At 70.0% G+C, this 17995-nt stretch carries 19 protein-coding genes; 7 read left to right on the top strand and 12 right to left on the bottom strand.

Annotation, left to right across the window (positions count from 1 at the left end; translation table 11 throughout):
• Positions 1–98: 98 nt before the first annotated feature.
• Positions 99–2147 carry an ATP-binding protein gene (locus tag ASF49_RS18265; RefSeq protein WP_056476266.1) on the bottom strand — a complete coding sequence of 683 codons (2049 nt, stop codon included), beginning with the start codon at positions 2145–2147 and terminating at the stop codon, positions 99–101.
• Positions 2144–3661, bottom strand: coding sequence for an ATPase domain-containing protein (locus tag ASF49_RS18260; protein ID WP_056476263.1), 1518 nt, complete (start codon positions 3659–3661; stop codon positions 2144–2146). Before ASF49_RS18260 ends, ASF49_RS18265 begins: the two co-directional genes overlap by 4 nt.
• Before the next feature lie 437 nt (positions 3662–4098).
• Here ASF49_RS18260 and ASF49_RS18255 point away from each other — a divergent pair, with 437 nt between their 5' ends.
• Together ASF49_RS18255 and ASF49_RS18250 are read left to right on the top strand one after the other, a co-directional pair.
• A complete protein-coding gene (locus ASF49_RS18255; protein WP_056476260.1) occupies positions 4099–4317 on the top strand; it encodes a hypothetical protein in 219 nt (72 codons plus the stop codon).
• 9 nt (positions 4318–4326) lie between these two features.
• Positions 4327–4611 (top strand): hypothetical protein, encoded by a 285-nt coding sequence (locus tag ASF49_RS18250; protein WP_056476257.1) that lies wholly within the window; start codon positions 4327–4329, stop codon positions 4609–4611.
• Between the two features lie 90 nt (positions 4612–4701).
• Here ASF49_RS18250 and ASF49_RS18245 read toward each other — a convergent pair whose 3' ends face one another.
• Positions 4702–5070 carry a DUF4440 domain-containing protein gene (locus ASF49_RS18245; protein ID WP_056476254.1) on the bottom strand — a complete coding sequence of 123 codons (369 nt, stop codon included), beginning with the start codon at positions 5068–5070 and terminating at the stop codon, positions 4702–4704.
• 204 nt (positions 5071–5274) lie between these two features.
• Here ASF49_RS18245 and ASF49_RS18240 point away from each other — a divergent pair, with 204 nt between their 5' ends.
• Positions 5275–6318: a zinc ribbon domain-containing protein gene (locus tag ASF49_RS18240; protein ID WP_056476250.1), complete on the top strand. Its 1044-nt coding sequence runs from the start codon at positions 5275–5277 to the stop codon at positions 6316–6318.
• A gap of 68 nt (positions 6319–6386) precedes the next feature.
• On the top strand, positions 6387–6566 hold the full coding sequence (locus ASF49_RS18235; protein WP_056476247.1) for a hypothetical protein: 180 nt from the start codon (positions 6387–6389) through the stop codon (positions 6564–6566).
• A 7-nt stretch (positions 6567–6573) separates the two neighbouring features.
• Here the strand turns inward: ASF49_RS18235 and ASF49_RS18230 are convergent, their stop codons facing one another.
• The gene (locus ASF49_RS18230; protein ID WP_056476244.1) at positions 6574–6882 is read right to left on the bottom strand and encodes a cupin domain-containing protein; all 309 of its coding nucleotides are present in this window, start codon (positions 6880–6882) and stop codon (positions 6574–6576) included.
• 75 nt (positions 6883–6957) lie between these two features.
• Positions 6958–7185: a DUF1674 domain-containing protein gene (locus tag ASF49_RS18225; RefSeq protein ID WP_056476241.1), complete on the bottom strand. Its 228-nt coding sequence runs from the start codon at positions 7183–7185 to the stop codon at positions 6958–6960.
• Between the two features lie 84 nt (positions 7186–7269).
• Between ASF49_RS18225 and ASF49_RS18220 the strand changes: the two genes are divergently transcribed.
• From ASF49_RS18220 to ASF49_RS24760, 3 genes are all read left to right on the top strand, one after another.
• The gene (locus ASF49_RS18220) at positions 7270–8640 is read left to right on the top strand and encodes an RsmB/NOP family class I SAM-dependent RNA methyltransferase (RefSeq protein ID WP_056476238.1); all 1371 of its coding nucleotides are present in this window, start codon (positions 7270–7272) and stop codon (positions 8638–8640) included.
• A 3-nt stretch (positions 8641–8643) separates the two neighbouring features.
• The gene (locus ASF49_RS18215) at positions 8644–9810 is read left to right on the top strand and encodes a hypothetical protein (protein WP_156653072.1); all 1167 of its coding nucleotides are present in this window, start codon (positions 8644–8646) and stop codon (positions 9808–9810) included.
• A gap of 79 nt (positions 9811–9889) precedes the next feature.
• On the top strand, positions 9890–10024 hold the full coding sequence (locus ASF49_RS24760) for a hypothetical protein (protein ID WP_272481513.1): 135 nt from the start codon (positions 9890–9892) through the stop codon (positions 10022–10024).
• Between the two features lie 13 nt (positions 10025–10037).
• Here ASF49_RS24760 and ASF49_RS18210 read toward each other — a convergent pair whose 3' ends face one another.
• The 7 genes from ASF49_RS18210 to ASF49_RS18180 form a co-directional block, all read right to left on the bottom strand.
• Complete coding sequence (locus tag ASF49_RS18210) at positions 10038–11258, bottom strand: molybdopterin molybdotransferase MoeA (protein ID WP_056476234.1); 1221 nt, start codon at positions 11256–11258, stop codon at positions 10038–10040.
• Between the two features lie 50 nt (positions 11259–11308).
• A complete protein-coding gene (moaC, locus tag ASF49_RS18205) occupies positions 11309–11794 on the bottom strand; it encodes a cyclic pyranopterin monophosphate synthase MoaC (RefSeq protein ID WP_056476231.1) in 486 nt (161 codons plus the stop codon).
• A gap of 8 nt (positions 11795–11802) precedes the next feature.
• Positions 11803–12654 (bottom strand): indole-3-glycerol phosphate synthase TrpC, encoded by an 852-nt coding sequence (gene trpC / locus ASF49_RS18200; RefSeq protein ID WP_056476227.1) that lies wholly within the window; start codon positions 12652–12654, stop codon positions 11803–11805.
• Between the two features lie 9 nt (positions 12655–12663).
• Positions 12664–13689 carry an anthranilate phosphoribosyltransferase gene (gene trpD, locus ASF49_RS18195; protein WP_056476225.1) on the bottom strand — a complete coding sequence of 342 codons (1026 nt, stop codon included), beginning with the start codon at positions 13687–13689 and terminating at the stop codon, positions 12664–12666.
• A gap of 64 nt (positions 13690–13753) precedes the next feature.
• A complete protein-coding gene (locus ASF49_RS18190; RefSeq protein ID WP_056476223.1) occupies positions 13754–14368 on the bottom strand; it encodes an anthranilate synthase component II in 615 nt (204 codons plus the stop codon).
• Between the two features lie 76 nt (positions 14369–14444).
• The gene (trpE, locus tag ASF49_RS18185) at positions 14445–15965 is read right to left on the bottom strand and encodes an anthranilate synthase component I (protein WP_056476220.1); all 1521 of its coding nucleotides are present in this window, start codon (positions 15963–15965) and stop codon (positions 14445–14447) included.
• An 85-nt stretch (positions 15966–16050) separates the two neighbouring features.
• Complete coding sequence (locus ASF49_RS18180) at positions 16051–17955, bottom strand: peptidylprolyl isomerase (RefSeq protein ID WP_056476217.1); 1905 nt, start codon at positions 17953–17955, stop codon at positions 16051–16053.
• Positions 17956–17995: the final 40 nt, after the last annotated feature.

Below are 17995 nucleotides of genomic sequence, written 5' to 3'. Positions count from 1 at the left end.
ATATCCGCCGGTCGGGGGAACTACGCATGGAAGCGCCGCCCGTTGCGTGAAGGAGCGCCGCTTGCGGGAATTTCGCGCCGGGCGCCGGGCTGCGACGGCTATCCGCCGCCGAGAACCAGGCGCAGCGAACGGGCGAGCTCGTCCCGCCGATAAGGCTTGTTCAGCACCGGCACCTCGCCCCGACCGATGAGCTGGTCCTCGTCGAGGTTGGCGACGTAGCCGGAGGTGAGCAGCACCTTGATGCCCGGACGCACGCGCTGCGCCTCGGCCGCCAGTTGCGAGCCGTTCATGCCACCCGGCATCACGACGTCGGAGAACAGGATGTCGATGCGTTCCACGCCCTTGAGGTGGTTCAGGGCCTCGGCGGCGTTGCGTGCGACGATGACCCGGTAGCGCAACTCCTCGAGGCTCTCGACGGCCATGCCGAGCACCTGCTCGTCGTCCTCGACCAGTAGGACCGTCTCGCCGTCGTCGGCGCGGCGGAGCGGGATCGCACCGATGAGGGCGGCGTTCGGTTCCTCGCCAGCCGGGTCGGTCGAGCGCGGGAAGTGGAGGTGCACGCTGGTGCCCGTCCCGACCTCCGACGTGATGTCGACGAACCCCTTGGCGCTGCGCGTGAAGCCGTAGACCTGGCTGAGTCCGAGGCCCGTGCCCTTGCCGACCTCCTTGGTGGTGAAGAACGGCTCGAACACGCGCTGGAGCCGGTCCGGTGGGATGCCGCTGCCGGTATCCGTCACCGAGACCACGACGTAGGGGCCGGGCGGAACGCCCTTGTCCGCGACCGCCGCCGTCCCGAGATGGATGTTGCGGCTCGTGACCGCCACGCGGGCATGCCCGGCGATGCCTTCCATCGCGTCGCGCGCGTTGACGATCAGGTTCAGCACCGCCGCCTCGAACTGGGCCGGATCGATGCGGATCGGGTCCAGGGCCGGATCGAGGTCGAAGGCGAGCTCAACGGCGCCGCCGGCCGCCCGCTCCGCCAGCGGCTTGAACTCCAGCAGCAGACGGTTCGGATTGAGGGTCTGAGGGCGCAGCATCTGCCGGCGGGAGAAGGCCAGGAGCTGCTGCGTCAGCTGCTCGCCGCGCCGGGCCGCACTCATGGCCGCCTCCGCCAGCCGTTTCACCCGGTCGATCTGCTCGGGCCGGCGCAGGATCATGTCGAGGCCACCGACGATGACGGTGAGCAGGTTGTTGAAGTCGTGCGCGACGCCGCCGGTCAGCTGCCCGATGGCCTCCATCTTCTGGGCCTGGCGCAGGGCCTCCTCGGTGATCCGCTGGTCCGTCCTGTCCATCAGGATTCCGGCGATCCGGATCGGAACCCCCGTCTCGTCTCGTCTGACCCGCCCACGCATCGCGATCCACCGCACGGTGTCGTCGGTGCGCCGGATGCGGCACTCCAGGTCGAGCCGGTCCGTCGATGCAACGGCCGCGAAGGCGCCCTCGACGGCCGCGCGATCCTCCTCGACGACATGGGCCAGGAAGCGGTCTCGGTCCCAGCCATGGCCGGCGGCCTCGTAGCCGAACACGGCATCGAAACGGGCCGAATGCCGGGACGTACCGGTGACGTAGTCGACGTCCCAGGAGGCCATGCCGGCGGCATTGAGCGCGAAGGCCAGCGTCTCGCTGGCCGTCTCGACCTCCCGCGTCCGTTCGGCGACGCGCATCTCCAGGCCTTCGTTGGCTTGGCGAAGCAGTTCCTGGGCGCGCTCACGCTCCCGAAGATGCTCCCGGGCTTGGTACTGGCGTCGCCGTCCGCGCAGGGCCGAAGCGACGGCGCTGGCCAGCGTCTCCGCGTTGATGGGGCGTTCCAGCAGGACGACGTTTCCGAGGCGGTCCAGGAGATCGGCGGCGCGTGCCGGGCGACGGCCGGGCTGGCGCGTGGCGAGGACCACGAAGGGGAAGTCGGACCACGGCGCCTGGGCGTCCAGCCAGGCGAAGAGTGCATCCTGGGTGCCTTCGGGCAGCGCTTCCTCGGTGACCAGGGCGGTACCGGCGCCCTCGCGGAGGCCGTCCACCCAGGCGGCCACGTCCGTGCAGACCTCGCTCGCCACGCCGGCTCCGGCGAGCACCTGGACGATGACGGCGGCATCCCGTCCTCGGGGCGCCAGGACGAGGACGCGCTCCTCCACCGACCGGCCCTCCATCATTCGACTTTCAGGGCTGAGGCCCCCGACAGCATGGCGACCCGGCCGTGATAGGCGGGAAGGCCCGTCAGGACACCCTCGAAATCGCTGAGCGCCTCGCCGACCCGCAGGCCTCCGGCACCGAGCCGCAATTCCCTGATCGTGCGCTCATGCGCGTTGACGCGGCTCTTCACGACGGACAGTGCGGTGCGAACCTCGCCCTTGGCCTCGAAGAACCGGAACAGCACGATGCAGTCGCTGAGGTAGCTGAGGTCGACGTCGCTGCGCACCTCGCCGAGGATGCCGTGCTGACCGAGGACCAGCAGGGTCGTGACGCCCTTCTGGTTGAGATAGCTGAGGAGTTCGTGCATCTGCAGGACGAGGAACTCCTCGCCCGGCATCGCATGCAGGTAGGCGTTCAGGCTGTCCACACCCACGAAGGTGGAGCCGCGCTCCTCGACCGCACTGCGGACCATCGCGGCGAACTCGCCCGGCGACAGTTCGGCCGGATCGATCTGCGTGATGGTCAGGCGTCCCGCCTCCATGTGGGGCGCCAGGTCCATGCCGAGCATGACCGCCCGCGCCAGGAGCGTCGCGAGGCCCTCGTCGAAGAGATAGTAGGTCGCGGTCTCCCCCCGCTCCAGGGCGGCGAGCATGCAGGCGATCCCCGTGGTGGTCTTGCCGACACCGGAGGGGCCGATCAGCAGCGTGTTGGTCCCCGGAACCAGGCCGCCGCCGAGGAGGAGGTCCAGCTCGGGCGAGCCGGTCGACTTGCCCCTGGAATCGAAGTCCGCACGATGCTCGGCCGCGATCAGGCGGGGAAAGACCTGGATGCCGCCGGTCTCGATGCTGAGGTCGTGGAAACCGCCGCGGAACTTGATGCCGCGCATCTTGACGATCCGCAGGCGCCGGCGCTCCGCACCGAACTCGCGCGGCGCCTGGTCCAGGGAGATCACGCCGTGCGCGATGCTGTGGAGTTGAACGTCGCCGGTCTCGGAGGTGCGATCGTCGAGCATCAGGACGGTGCAGGCGCGCTTGGCGAAGAACTGCTTGAGGGCCAGGATCTGACGCCGGTAGCGCAGCGGGCTCTGGGCGAGGAGCCTCAGCTCGGAGAGGCTGTCGAACACCACCCGGGCCGGCTTCACCGCCTCGACCCGGGCGATGACCTCCGTCACGGTTTCGCCGAGCTCGATCTCGGACGGGTGCAGAATGGACTGTTCGCTGTCGGGATCGAGGCCGAGATCGTTGACGAGTTCGTAGACCTCGATCCCGTCGAGGGACCAGCCATGGGTCGCGGCGGCCGCCGTCAACTCGTCCGCGGTCTCGGACAGGGTGACGTAGAGGGTGCGCTCGCCCCGGTCATGGCCCTCGCGCAGAAAGTGCAGCGCGAGGGTGGTCTTGCCGGTGCCCGGTGTCCCCTCCAGCAGATAGAGGCGGCTGCTGGTCAGTCCGCCGCCGAGGATGTCGTCCAATCCGGCGATGCCGGTCGATACGCGGGTACCTATGGCGGGCGCCGTTCCAGGTCCAAGCTCGCTCATCGATCCCACGGTTCCTCGGCTTCATCCGTTCGGGCCGAACCGTAGCGGCTCGGCATGCGGTTGTCAGTCTGCTGGGGTGCCAAGTCGCAGACCGTGTCCCCGAAAGATCGGCACGATCCGGTCCGAAGGCCTAGGGAAACTCGTGAGCAGCCGAATTCGACGCATGCGCGTGACCTTCGAAGTCCGACGCCTCCGGCGTCGCGCGACGTTTCCGGCGTTGCGCAACGTCCCCGGTCGGGTGAGATCGCTCCTGTCCACGTCGAGGCCAGCGATAGGATACGGGTTCGCTTGGCGAAGGCACCCTCGCGTCGCGAACGGCTCCCGGGGGCAGTTTCCTGCCCGGCTGGAGGGTTTCGGTTCGCGTTGCGTCCTCGCTGCAGGGAACCCGATCGGCGGCGGCTTCTTCCCGTCGAGAGGCCGGAATCGGAGAGGACACCATGAGTTCGGACAAGGTACCGTCGGAGGACCGCGCCGTCCCGCCCAAGGCTCGATCCCTGGTCGAGCCGGGAGCCGATGCCGATTCCGGCGAGCCTGGCCCGACCGCGCCGGGCAGTGTCGCGCCGTCGCGGGATCCGGGCCCGGAGACGGGTGGCTATGATGACCATTCGCCGAGCCGGCATCCGACCAACGAGAAGGGTGGCTACGGGGCGGGCTGAGGCGGGACGATGGGCGACGACACGGAGCATTCCGAATGGCGACGGCGCGGACTCGAGGCCGGTCGGGCCTACGCCGCGGATCTGGCGACCCGGATGCAGGATCTCGGGGCCGATGATCCTGCGGTTCAGGACCTGATCGCGTCGACGGGCCTGCGCCTGCAGGGCGAGGCGCAGGAGTTTCGCGACATCGGGACTTCGGAAGATGCCATCGAGGAATACACCAGGGCCGTGGTCGAGACCGTGATGCTCGGAATGCATGCCCTGCGCCGCGGGTCCGATACGCCATCTGAATGAAGACGAACGGGGCACCCGCATCGGCGGAATGCCCCGTCAACCGCTGCCGTCCCGGCTCACCTTCTCTCGGTGAGCGGATGCGCGTGCCGATCAGCCGTCGACGGCCGGGATGGCGAGGGGCGGTGTCTGCTGGTGCTGTACGACGCGCCACACCTCGTGCGCGATCCGCCGGTACGTCGAGGTGCAGTTGGCCTCGTAGGATTCGTCGTCGCGCGACGCCTTCGCATTGTAGGCGACGATGATGAGCCCCTCTTGCGGACGCGCGATCTGCCCCTTGGAGATCTCGATGTTCGACCAGCGCGGCGTCGCGGCGACGGCCTCGATGGCCTGCGTCCCGCTGAGCACGAATGGCGGCGTCGGCAGAACCATCAGGCATTCGTCGTCGACCAGTTCCCGGTAATGGTCGGCATCTCCGGTCCACAAGCTCTTTTCGAACGACCAAACGCGATCATCGTCCATGGCGGTCTCCTCGACGTCTCAGGGTCGAAGGATGACGCCCCTTGCGCATGGTTCGTTCCCTTGGCCGAAGCGGCGGAATCGATCACGCCAGCGGCATTTTCCCCTCAGCCGGCCGACTTCGGGCCACCGGGAGGTGTCGGTCTCTGCTAGGCAGGCAAGACGCACCGACGAAGGTGCGCGTCATCGCCGAACAAGGTTTCCGACATGGCATCCGGTCGTAGGCTCTCCGAACGCTGGTTCACGTTCCTGCTCTGGCTGGTCGCGATCCTCTTCGCCTGGTTCCTGATCGGCCTCGGATCCCTCGTCGTCGGCGATCTGCCACAGGTCGAGCATCGCTATAGCCTCGATCAGTTCCTCGACGCGGATCAGGCGCGGCCGGCCGCCGAAGCCTTGCGGCAGATCCGCCGCGAGCAGGCGGACAACCGGCGCCGGACGGAGCAGGACCAGCTTGCCCTCGCGGCCGCCCGGTCCGCCTCCGAGGCCGCGCAGGAGACGTTCGCCAATTGGCTCAAGACGCGCGATGCCACTCAGCGGGTCGACCAGGATCCGGGCCTGGTGGCCCGCACGCAGCAGCTCGATACCCTGAAGAGTGCCGAACGCACCATCGAGGAGCGCCTGGAGGAGCGGGCGAGCACCCAGCTCGGCCTCGCGGAGCGTGAGGAGGCCCAGGAGCGGATCGACGGGGCCTTGCGCGAAGCGGCTCAGGCGAAACTCGACGCGGCCGAGCGCGACCAGGAACTGCGCGTCTTCGGCTATCGACTCGCCCTCACGCTTCCGCTGCTGGCCTTGGCCGGTTGGTTGCTGCTGAAGCGGCGCCACACGCGCAACTGGCCCTTCGTCTGGGGTTTCGCCTTCGCCGCGGCCTTCGCGTTCTTCGTCGAACTCGTGCCCTATCTGCCGAGCTACGGCGGCTACGTGCAGTACGGCGTCGGGGTGATCCTGACCCTCGTCATCGGGCGCGCCGCGATCAACGCCCTGCACGCCTACAACGAGCGCCAGAAGGCGGCCGAGGCGCGCCCCAACGAGGAGCGCCGGACGGAGATCGCGACCGACCAGGCCCTGCTGCGTCTCGCCAAGAAGGTCTGCCCCGGCTGCGAACGGCCCGTCGACCTCACCAATCCGGAGGCGAACTTCTGCCCGCATTGCGGGATCGGCGTGTTCGAGCGCTGTCCGGCCTGCACCCACCGCAAGAGCACCTTCGAACGCTTCTGTTACGCCTGCGGAACCCCGGCCGCCGGACCCGCCTGAACGTCCCGCGTCGTTAAGCCGACCCTAACCCGATGGACGCACCCTGGGTGCAACCTCGGGGATGGATCATGCGCGCAGCCCTCGATCGGCTCTGGATCACCGTGAAGGCGATACTCGCGATTGGGCTTCTGGCGGCCGGTTCCCTGTATTCGGCCAACATCGTCGACCGAAAGAGCCAGAACACGGTCGAGTCCCCGCCTCACGAGCCGGCTCTCACGGGTTCGATCAAGCCGGGACCGGGACGGTAGCGCCGCGTCATCGCGCCGGCGGCGACGTCGCCTCGATCGCCGTGAAGGATTCCAGGATGCGGTAGGTGTGCTCGGCGCCCTCGGGCACGAGCCAGGAATCACCGGGTTCGAGGAGGACCGTCTCGCCTTCGACCACCAACTCGGCCCTGCCGGCGACGACGTAGCCCACCGTGTCGTAGGGGCTCCTCGACAGGGGCTTGTCGGAACCGGGCGCTTCGTCGCGCCACATCCGCATCGCGACCGTCTGGCCGCGCGCCAGGGCGACCTCGCCGTGTGCGCCCTCGCCCGCGTTCCGGCTCGAAACCTTGATCACCATGTCGTCGTCCCTCCCGTTCTGCTCGTGGCCGGAACAACGGGAGGGGACCTCCGTCGTTCCGGCGGCCAAGCGTCCTCAGAAGTCGACGGCGATGCCCTTGATCTCCCAGTCGTCGTAGCGCACCGGCTCCAGGCCGCCGCGGCCCTGGCGCTCCCGCTTCGCCGCGATTTCGGCCGCGTGGGCGTCGATCGCCGCGCGCCGCTCCGCCGCCTCGGCCAGCGCCCGTGCCGCCTCCGGGGTCAACGGGCGGCGCTCGGCCGGCGCCTCATCGGCGGTGATTTCCGTCGGTTCCGTGGCGGTCATGGCTTGCATCTCGGTGTGTCGGGTGGAAGGGCATCGGAGATCGGCCCGTCGCGAACGGGCTCCTGAGTTTAGGAAGTGGCATTCATGGCGATACGCCGCAACACGGATGCGCCGACGGCGCCGATCGACCGCACCGTCGCTGGCCTGGCGGCCCGGCAGGTGGCCCACGGCGCGGTGGCCGACCTCATCGGCAAGACCCGCGGCTTCGCCCTGGAGGATGCCCTGGCTCAGGCGAGCCGAAACGCCGGACTGGACGCCGCCGATGCGGGCCTCGCCCGCGCCATCGCCACCGCCAGCTTCCGTCGCCTCGGCTTCCTGCGCCGGGTGCTCGCCGAGCGGATGTCGCAGGGACTGCCCGAGGACCAGCCGCGCCTCGTGGCGCTCCTGGCGACCGGTGCCGTGCAGATCCTCGACCTCAACGTGCCCGACCACGCCGCCGTCGACCTCGGCGTGCGCCTCGCCAAGGCCGATCCGCAGCTTCAGCACCTCTCGGGCCTCGTCAATGCGGTGCTCCGCCGGATCGTGCGCGAGCGCGCCGAGATCGTGGCCGATCCCGGCGATCCCCTGTCCGACAACACGCCGGACTGGCTCGCGCGCCGCTGGCAGGCCGCCTATGGGGCGGACACGGCCCGCGCCATCGCGGCGGCCCATCTTCAGGGCGCGGCCCTCGACATCACCGTGCGGGGATCGGCGGCCGAGTGGGCGGAACGTCTCGGCGGCGTCGCCCTGCCGACGGGGAGCGTGCGCCTGCACGACGTTCACGCCTCCGTCGCCGATCTGCCGGGCTATTCCGAAGGTCAGTGGTGGGTGCAGGACGCTGCCGCCGCGCTGCCGGCTCGACTTCTTTCCGTGCGTCCTGGCGAGCGCGTCGCCGACCTCTGTGCCGCGCCCGGCGGCAAGACCGCGCAGCTCGCCGCCGCCGGTGCCTCGGTGCTGGCCGTGGACCGGTCGGGTCCGCGCCTGGAACGCCTCTCGCAGAACTTCGCCCGCCTCGGACTGGAGGCGGAGATCCGCATCGGCGACGCCCTGGCGCTGCCGGAAGACCCGACCTTCGACGCCGTCCTGCTCGATGCGCCGTGCTCGGCCACCGGCACCCTGCGACGCCACCCGGACGTGGCCTGGACGAAGACGGAGAGCGACATCAGTCGCCTGATCGGGCTGCAGAAGCGCCTGTTCGACAAGGCCGCTGCCCTGGTGCGGCCCGGCGGGCGCCTCGTCTACTGCACCTGCTCGCTGGAGCGAGAGGAGGGCGAGTATCAGGTCGCGACCTTCCTCGCCCGCAACCCGGGTTTCGAACGCGTGCCCATCGAAGCCGCGGAACTCGGCGGGTTGTCGGACCCGATCGATGCCGCGGGGGACCTGCGAACGCTGCCCGCACACCTCAATGGCGCGACGCCGGACCTGCGCGGCGGACTGGACGGGTTCTTCGCGAGCCGCCTGCGCCGGAAGGACTGACCGATGGGGCCGTCACGGCTTGGACAGGTCCTCCGCATCCGCAAGGCGGCCTCGACCGCCGCGCTGCTGGCCTCGCTGGTCGCCGGGACGACGGTCGCCCGGGCGCAGGTCGATGCCCGCATCCTGCCGCTGCACCCGACCTATGCACGCAATGCCACCTGCGCGTCCGTCGAGACCAGCATCCCCTTCGAAGCGCATGAAGGAACGCGCGACGTCGCCGTGTCGCCGTCGCCGCGCGAGATGCCCCTGAACCAGGGCGAGAGCGCGATCTGTTTTGCCTACGCCACCGCCGATATGATCTCGCACCGGCTGGGGCGCCAGATCGCTCCCCTCGACGTCGCGACGAAGTACTACTTCGCCGACCCGGAGCGCCTGGCGACGATCCCGGCCCTTCGCGACCACCTGAAGGCGCATCCGAATTGGCGGGCCGACATCGCCTGGAGCCGCAATGCCGCCGAGATGTCCAATGTCGGCAATCCGAAGCTGCTGCCCTACTTCGACAAGATCGAGGGCGGCGAGGAGGACACGGCCGCGCTCCTCTACAACATCGGCGGCTTGTGCGAGGACCGCGACCTGCCCTCCAACGATGGCTACCGCTACGTCAATCCGGTCCTGCGGCGCCTGCGCTACCGCAGCCGCCTCGCGCCGCGGCCGATGTGCTTCCGCAGCCTCGCCGGCACGGTTCCGCACCTGCGCCACCCGCAGACGGACACCTTCAATGCGGGCTGGATCGCCCATGTTGAGGCGCGCTGCCGGCGCGTCCCCCTGCCGGTGCCGCTGCTGCCGGTCTCCTACCGGGTTGCGGCCAATCAGGCCGAGTTCGTCGAGATGCGCGATTCCGGCACCCTGCCGAGCCCGCGTGCGATCGGCCGTATCCTGGCGATGATCGATTACGCCCTCGACCACGGCCGCGTGCCGACCATCGGCTACAGCTGGTACCTTCTCGAGGACCGTGATCCCAAGGATCCGGACATCCACGCCGATCATGCCAGCCCGGTCATCGGCCGGCGAAAGGTCGGCGGACGCTGCGAGTACCGAGTGCAGGACAACACCGGCGAGTACTGCGCCCGCATGCGTCCGGGCATGCGCGAGGCCTGCGAGAACGGCCGGGTCTGGGTCGACGAGGAAGCCCTGCGCCGCACGCTCTACAGCGTGACGTACCTGCGCTGAGCGCCCCGGCGTCTCCACGAATCCGAGAAACAAAACGGACCCTCGGGCCGTTGCCTCCTCGACCACGAGGGAGCCAATCATGTCGTCACGCTGGATGACCCTGCAGGACATCGCCGACGCCCGCAGCATCAGTCTCGATCAGGCCCGGGCCTGGATCGACGCCGCGCACTGCCCGCGGGTCTTCCGGGCCGAGACGACGCTCTACCTCGTCTGACCCCGTCCGACGCTCAGAGAAGACGCCGATCGAGCCGCAGGATACGGCAGGGATCGCCGGCCTTGGCGGCCGGCGCGTGCGGAGCCCGGATCAGCAAGGCCTCGGCCGACCCCAGGATGAAGAGCATCGAGGAATCCTGCCGATTTTCGGGATGGACCACCGGAATCCTGCCGGGGTCCGTCTCGATCCGCGACCGGAGATAATCCTGGCGCAGGTCGTTCTCGGGTAGGTCATGGCCGAGGATGGCCGGTTCGGACAGGTCGGCGGACGCGCGCGGATCGCCGAGGAGGGCGCGGATCGCCGGCACGACGAACAGCAGCCCGCAGACCACCGAGGCGACGGGATTGCCGGGGAGCCCGAGGACCGCCATGCGGCCGAGCCGGCCATGCATCAGGGGTTTTCCGGGACGCAGGGCGACGCGCCAGAAGCCGAGTTCCAGACCGCGGGTCCGCAGGGCCGATTGCACCAGGTCGTGGTCGCCGACGGATGCGCCCCCCAGCGTGATCAGGAGATCGGCGTCCGCTGCGACGGCCCGAAGGATCGCATCGTCCAGGGCGGCCAGCGTGTCGCCTGCGATCCCGAGATCGATCGCCTCGGCGCCGGCCTCCCGGACCAGGGCCGCCACGGCGAGCCCGTTCGAGGCGACGATCTGATCCCACCGCGCCGGATCTCCCGGCGCGACCAGTTCGTCCCCGGTGGCGAGGATCGCCACGCGCGGGCGCCGCCGGACCGACAGCGTGCCGTGGCCCCCCGCCGCCGCGAGGGCGATCCGACGTGGATCCAGCGTGTCGCCGGCGGCGAGCAGCCGATCGTCCGCTCGGAAATCGAGTCCGCTCGGGCGGATGAAGCGCCCGCGGAGTACCGGCTCCCGTCCGGTGACCGTCTCCGACGTCGCCTCGGCATTCTCCTGGATCAGGATCGCGTCGGCGCCCTCCGGCACGGGCGCGCCGGTGAAGATCCGGATGGCTTCCCCACCCTTCACGGAACCGGCGAAGCCGTGGCCGGCCGAACTGGTGCCGACGAGCCGAAGGGTCGCGGGAGCCTCGGCGAGGTCAGCACTGCGGACGGCGTAACCATCCATGGCCGAGGCCGGGAAGGGCGGCTGCGTGCGGGTTGCCCGCACATCCGCCGCAAGCGTGCGCCCGGCCGCCTGCGCGATCGGGACGGTTTCCGCCTCGACCGGACCCGGGATCGCCGCGAGGACCCGCGACAGAGCCTCGGCGACCGGGATCATGCCCCCGGAGACCTTCGCCCCGGAGACCTTGTCCTTCGGTGGTGCGTCGCTCAAGCCTCGTCCTCGGCGCGGTAGGGGCCGGAGCGCCCGCCATCCTTGGCCAGCAGGCGGATGCCCTCGATGCGCATGCCCCGATCGGCCGCCTTCACCATGTCGTAGATCGTCAGGCAGGCCACCGAGACGGCCATCAGGGCCTCCATCTCGACGCCGGTCGGTCCGAGGACCTTCACCTCCGCCGTCACTCGGAGGCCCGGCAGCCGGTCATCGGGCTCGCAATCCACCCGGACCTTCGCGAGCAGAAGGGGATGGCAGAGGGGGATGAGCTCGTGGGTTCGCTTCGAGGCCATGATGCCGGCGAGCCGCGCCGTGCCGATGACGTCGCCCTTCTTGGCATCGCCTTCCCGGATCAGCCGCAGGGTCTCGGGCAGCATGATCACCGAGCCGGTCGCCCGCGCGGTTCGCGTGGTGGCGTCCTTCTCCGAGACATCGACCATGTTGGCCGCGCCGGAGGCGTCGAGATGCGTGAGCTCGGCCATCGGCGTCCTCAGGCCTTCGTGTCGCCGAAGAGCAGGCGGCGGGTGGCGGCGGTGACGTCGGCCTCGCGCATCAGGCTCTCGCCGACCAGGATGGTGTCGAGGCCGCTCTCGGCGAGGCGGACCACGTCGGCATGTCCGGCGATCCCGCTCTCGGCCACGGCGATCCGATCGGCCGGCACACCCTCGGCAAGGCGGATCGCCGTTTCGAACGAGACCTCGAAGGTCTTCAGGTTGCGGTTGTTGATGCCCACGAGCCGGGTGCCGAGCGGGATGGCCCGCGCCAGTTCTTCGGAATCGTGCACTTCGACCAGGACGTCCATGCCGAGGTCGTGCGCGGTCTCGACCAGGGCGGCAGCCTCCTCGTCGTCGAGGCAGGCCATGATGACGAGGATGCAGTCGGCCCCCCAGGCCCGCGCCTCGAAGACCTGGTAGGGCTCGAACAGGAAGTCCTTGCGCAGGACAGGCAGGGAGCAGGCTGCCCGCGCCTCGGTCAGGTATTCGGGCTTGCCCTGGAATGAAGGCGTATCCGTGAGGACCGACAGGCAGGTGGCGCCGCCGGCCTCGTAGGCGGCGGCGAGCACCGCCGGGTCGAAGTCGGCTCGGATCAAGCCCTTCGACGGAGAGGCCTTCTTCACCTCGGCGATCAGCGCCGGCCGCTTTTGGGCGATATGCGCCGCGATGGCGTCGGCGAAGCCGCGCGGGGCCGAGACGTCGGCGATGCGCCTCTCGAGCTTGGTCTGCGGAACGCGCAGCTTCGCCTCTGCGATTTCGCGCCGCTTGTAGGTCTCGATGCGGGCCAGCACATCCTTCCGCTCCGTGGGAGGGATGTCGGAGACGGACCCGGGCTTAGGCTCGGACATGACGGGCTTTCAAGCGTTCGAGCGAAGGTTCGAGAGGCGGACCAGCGTGTCTAGTGTGGCGCGCGCGGCGCCGCTGTCGAGGGCTTCGCCGGCGCGCGCGACGCCTTCGGCGAGGGATTGCGCGGCCTCCGCGACGACCAGGGCGGCACCGGCATTCAGCACCGCGATGTCGCGATAGGCGTTTCGCGCCCCGTCCAAGACTTGTGCGAGGGCGGCGGCGTTGTGCGCCGGATCGCCGCCGCGCAGGGCCTCGAGCCCGTGCAGCGGCAGGCCGACCTCGCGCGGGTCGATGGTGAAGCGCGAGACCCGGCCGCCTTCCAGCGCCACGACGGCGGTGGGACCCGTGACGGTGATCTCGTCGAGGCCGTCGCTGCCGTGCACGGTCCAGACCCGGTCGCTGCCGAGCTGGGCCAACACGTCGGTCAGCGGCTCGGCCCAGGCCGCGGACGACACCCCGAAGAGCTGGCGCCGCACGCCGGCCGGGTTGGCCAGGGGGCCGAGCATGTTGAAGATCGTTCGGGTCGGCAGTTCGGCCCGCACCGGCGCCACGTGACGCATGGCGGCGTGGTGCGTCTGCGCAAACATGAAGCACAGGCCCGCCTCCGCCAGGCAGAGGCTCAGCGCGTCGGGAGAGAGCCCGATCCGCACGCCGAGGGCCGCGAGCACGTCGGCCGCGCCCGAGCGGGAGGTGGCGGCCCGGTTGCCGTGCTTGGCCACGGGCACGCCGCACGCGGCCGTGACGATGGCGGCCAGGGTCGAGACGTTGTAGCTGCCCGAGTGGTCACCGCCGGTGCCGACCACGTCGACCGCACCCGGGACGCTTTGGACCGGCAGCATCCGCGCCCGCATCGCCTCGACGGCGCCGACGATCTCGTCCGGCGCCTCGCCGCGGACCTTGAGGGCGACGAGAAAGGCGCTGGCCTGGACCGGCGTGACGTCGCCCGAGAGCAGGTCGTCGAAGGCCCGGCGGGCCTCGTCGCGCGTGAGGCTCGCACCCGCGGCGACCTTCGCGAGGAGGGGCTTGAAGGATTCCATGAGACTCGGGTGCGCAGACTCGGTGCGAAGGACCGGGATTGTTCCTGACGGGTGACGTGTCCCGTCAATGCACGCCGTTGCGACCCTTGTCACGCGCCGCGTTCCACGCCGCCGCGATGTCCAGGAAATTCCGCAGGATCTGCGATCCGTGGTGCGAGAGGATGCTCTCCGGGTGGAACTGCACGCCGTGCACGGGCAGGTGGGCGTGCTGAAGCCCCATGATCAGGCCGTCGGCTTCCGCCGTGACGTTCAGGTCGGCCGGACAGCCGCCGCGCGCCACCACGAGGGAATGGTACCGGGTCGCGTCGAAGGGCCCGTTGAGGCCGCGAAAGATGCCGGAGGCCCGGTGCTGGATGCTGGAGACCTTGCCGTGCATGGGGGTCGGCGCCCGCACGACGTCGCCGCCGAAGGCCTGCCCGATGGCCTGCAGGCCGAGGCAAACCCCGAAGATCGGGATCTCGGCCGAGAGATCCTTGACCACGTCGAGACAGATCCCGGCCTCGTTGGGCGAGCAGGGGCCGGGCGACAGCACCACGGCGTCGGGCCGGCGCGCACGGATCTCCTCGGTGCCGATCGCGTCGTTGCGCACCACGTCGATCGAGCCGCAGAGCGGACCGATCAGGTGGACGAGGTTCCACGTGAAGGAATCGTAGTTGTCGATGACGAGGACGTCGGACATGGGCGGCTCACGCGCGGGCATAGGAGCGGTTTGACCGGACTCCTCCGGGGGGTCAACACGTCCCCGCGCCGTCCCGCTACTGTCCCCGCCGCGCCCGGCTCGCGAACACCACCGCGTCCTCCGCCGCGCGGAACAGCGCCTTGGCCTTGTTGACGCATTCCTGCTGTTCGGAGGCGGGGTCGGAATCGTACACGATGCCGGCGCCGGCCTGGACGTGCATGCGGCCGTCCTTCACGAGCGCAGTGCGCAGCACGATGCAGGTGTCCATCTCGCCGCGCGCGCCGAAATAGCCGATGCAGCCGCCATAGGGACCCCGCTTCTCGCGCTCCAGTTCGTCGATGATCTCCATGGCGCGCACCTTGGGCGCGCCCGAGACCGTGCCGGCCGGGAAGCCGGCGGCCAGCGCCGCCAGGACATCGTGCTTCGGGTCGAGCTCGCCCTCGACGTTCGAGACGATGTGCATGACCTGGCTGTAGAATTCGAGGAAGAACGAGCCCGTCACCGTGACGCTGCCGATGCGCGCGACGCGGCCGACGTCGTTGCGGCCGAGGTCGAGCAGCATGAGGTGCTCGGAGCGCTCCTTCGGATCGGCGAGCAGCTCCTCCGCCAGGGCCTTGTCCTCGGCCGGGTCGGCCCCGCGCCGGCGCGTTCCGGCGATCGGCCGGATGGTGACGCGCCCGTCCCGCACCCGCACCAGGATCTCCGGCGAGGAGCAGACGAGCTGGAAATCCTCGAAGTCGAGGTAGCACAGGAACGGGGCCGGGTTGGTCCGCCGCAGCGAGCGGTAGAGGGCCAGGGCCGGCAGGGTGAAGGGGGCTTCGAAGCGCTGGGACAGCACCACCTGGAAGACGTCGCCCGCGACGATGTACTCCTTGGCCCGGGCCACCATCGCCAGGTACGCGTCCGGCGTGGTGTTCGAGACGGGCTCGGGATGCGCGATGGCGCGCGGGTCGATGCGTGCCTCGACGGGGAGGGGACCTTCGAGGATCTCCGCCACGCGCTCGAGCCGTCCGAGCGTCGCCTCGTAGGCTGCGCGGGCGCCGATCCCGGGCGCCGGACGCACCGGGCCGACCACCGTGATGAGATCGCGCACCGAATCGAAGACCACCATGACGCGCGGGCGCACCAGGATCGCGTCGGGCACCCCGATGGGATCGGGATTGGGCGTGCCGAGCGTCTCCATGGCGCGGACCATGTCGTAGCCGAGATAGCCGAACAGGCCGGCCGCCATCGGCGGCAGCACATCGGTGTCGGCGTCGGCCCCGATGGCGCTTTCGGCGATCAGAGCCCGCAGGCTCGCCAGGGGCGCGGCATCCTCGCGCGTGAACGCCGACAGGTCGGGACCCCGGGCGATCTCCGGGCGTCCGTCGCGGCATCGCCAGGCCAGGTCGGGATCGAGGCCGATCATCGAGTAGCGCCCGCGCACCACGCCGCCCTCGACGGATTCGAGGAGGAAGGCCGTGCCGGCGTGCTGCGCCCGCAGCTTCAGGAAGGCGGCGACCGGCGTCTCCAGATCCGCCACGAGGGTGAGGCTGAGGAGCGTCGGACGACCCGCGCCGTAGGCGTCCGCGAAGGCCGGAAAGGCCGGTTCCTGCAAGCCCGGTTCCTGCAGGGCTGATTGCTGCAGGGCTGATTCCTGCAAGGCTGATTCTTGGAAGTCTGGCTCCTGGGTCATCGGCGGATCAGTACTCGCCGCCGCCGATCGCCCGACGGAAGGCGGCCTGGTTGATGGTCACGCCCACCGAGGTCTGCACATCGCCGATGTACTCGCCGAGGACGTCGTCGGCGATGGTCGGCTGGAAGCGCTTGGTGATCGCCTCGTCCTCCGGCGAACCGGTCACGAAGGCCGGCATCGATGCTGCGGTGACCTTGAACAGGGCGCGGCTCTCGCCGGCCTCGGCCGAGGCCGACTTGTCGACGGCCGTCGCGAAGACGCGGTTCACCACCTCGGCCGTCAGGTCTCCCTGCGCCTGGTTGCGGGCCAGATCGGTCAGGGTCTGGACGTTCAGACCGGCTTCCGACGCGATCGCCTCGACGGTCTCGCCCTTGTCGAGGCGCGCCGACAACTCCTTGGCCTTCGCCAGGAGCCGGCTCTGGACCTCGGCCGCGCGCCAGCGCGTGACGACCTCGTCGCGGACTTCGTCCAGGGGCTTGTCGTGGGCGCGGTCGATGCTCGTCACGTCGTACCAGACGTAGCCGCCGGTCTTCGTGCGCAGGGGCTCGTTGTCGCCGCCCATCTCGGCCCGGAACAGGGCCGTCAGGGTGGTGTCGCGATCCGGGATACCCTCGACGGTCCTGCCCGCGGGATCGAGACCCTGCGCGCTGACGGCCGGAATGGTCCGCAATGGCAGGTCGCGCTCCTTCGCGATGTCGGCCAGGGGTTTCGAATTCGCGCGCTGATCCTCGATCGCGTCATGCGCCGTGTCGATCCCGCTGGCGGCGCGCTCCAGGGCGATGGTCTTGGCGATGTCGGCCGAAACGTCGGCCAGCGGCTTGACCGTCTCCGGTTCGATGGCCGTGACGCGCAGCAGGACGGTGCCGAAGCGGCCCTTCACCGGAGCGCTGATCGTGTTCACCGGCAGGCTGAAGGCGGTGTCCGCCACGGCGGGATCGAACAGCTCGGCCTTCGACAGGGTGCCGAGCGAGAGGTTCTTCGGATCGGCGCCGGTCTCGGCGGCCACCGCCTCGAACGGCTTCTCGCCGGACTCGACCGCCTTGCGGGCCGCCTCGGCGGCGGCCTGATCCGGGAAGACGATCTGCTGGATCGTGCGGCGCTCCGGCGTGCCGTAGCGGCCCTTCTCGGAATCGTAGCGCTTGGCGACGTCCTCGGCGGTCACGGCCTCCGGCTTGGCCATCGCCTGCGGGTCGAGAACCAGCAGGGTGACGGCGCGCGTTTCCGGCGCGCGGAACGCGGATTTGTTCTCCTCGTAATACGCCTTCACCGCGTCTTCCGAGGGGGCCGGGACGTCGCCGGCCACGGAGGGCGGCAGCATCATCAGGGCGACCGACCGGCGTTCCGTGGTGTAGCGGTGGACGGCTTCGCGCAGGGCCTCGGGAACGTGGAGGTCGGCCGCGACGGCTTCGGCGAGCTGCAGACGGGCGGCGACGGCGCGCTGCTCACGCACGAAGGTGGCTTCGTTGATGCCGGCGCGCTGAAGCGTCTGGTAGAACAGGGCGGGATCGAACTTGCCGTCGGCGCCCTGGAAGCTCTTCTCCTCCTGGATCGCCCGCAGCACGGCCGCGTCGGGTATGCTCAGGCCGAGGGCGGCGGTCTGCTGATCGAGGGACGCCTCGCTGACGAGCTGCGCCAACACCTGCCGGTCGATGCCGAGCGCCCGGGCCTGATCCGGCGTCAGGGTCCGGCGGGTCTGGCTCTGGTAGCGCTGAAGCTGGTTCTGGTAGGCGCTGCGCACGGTCTCCGCGGAGATCTGCGCCCGACCGACGGTGGCCACGCTGGTGGACGAGCCCGCGCGGAAGAACTCCTCGACGCCGAAGATCGCCACGCCGGCGATCAGGAAGGTGAAGACCACCGTGAGGATGATCTTGCCGAGCCAGTGCTGGCTGGCCTTGCGCATGTTCTGCAGCATCGGACGTCCGGGTACCCGTCGGGTGGGCGCCGGGAGCGCC

Origin of the sequence: Methylobacterium sp. Leaf104 (assembly GCF_001422885.1) — a bacterium.
GTDB lineage: Bacteria > Pseudomonadota > Alphaproteobacteria > Rhizobiales > Beijerinckiaceae > Methylobacterium.
Note: the sequence above shows the minus strand (reverse complement) of the source record. Positions and strands in the feature narration are given on the sequence as shown.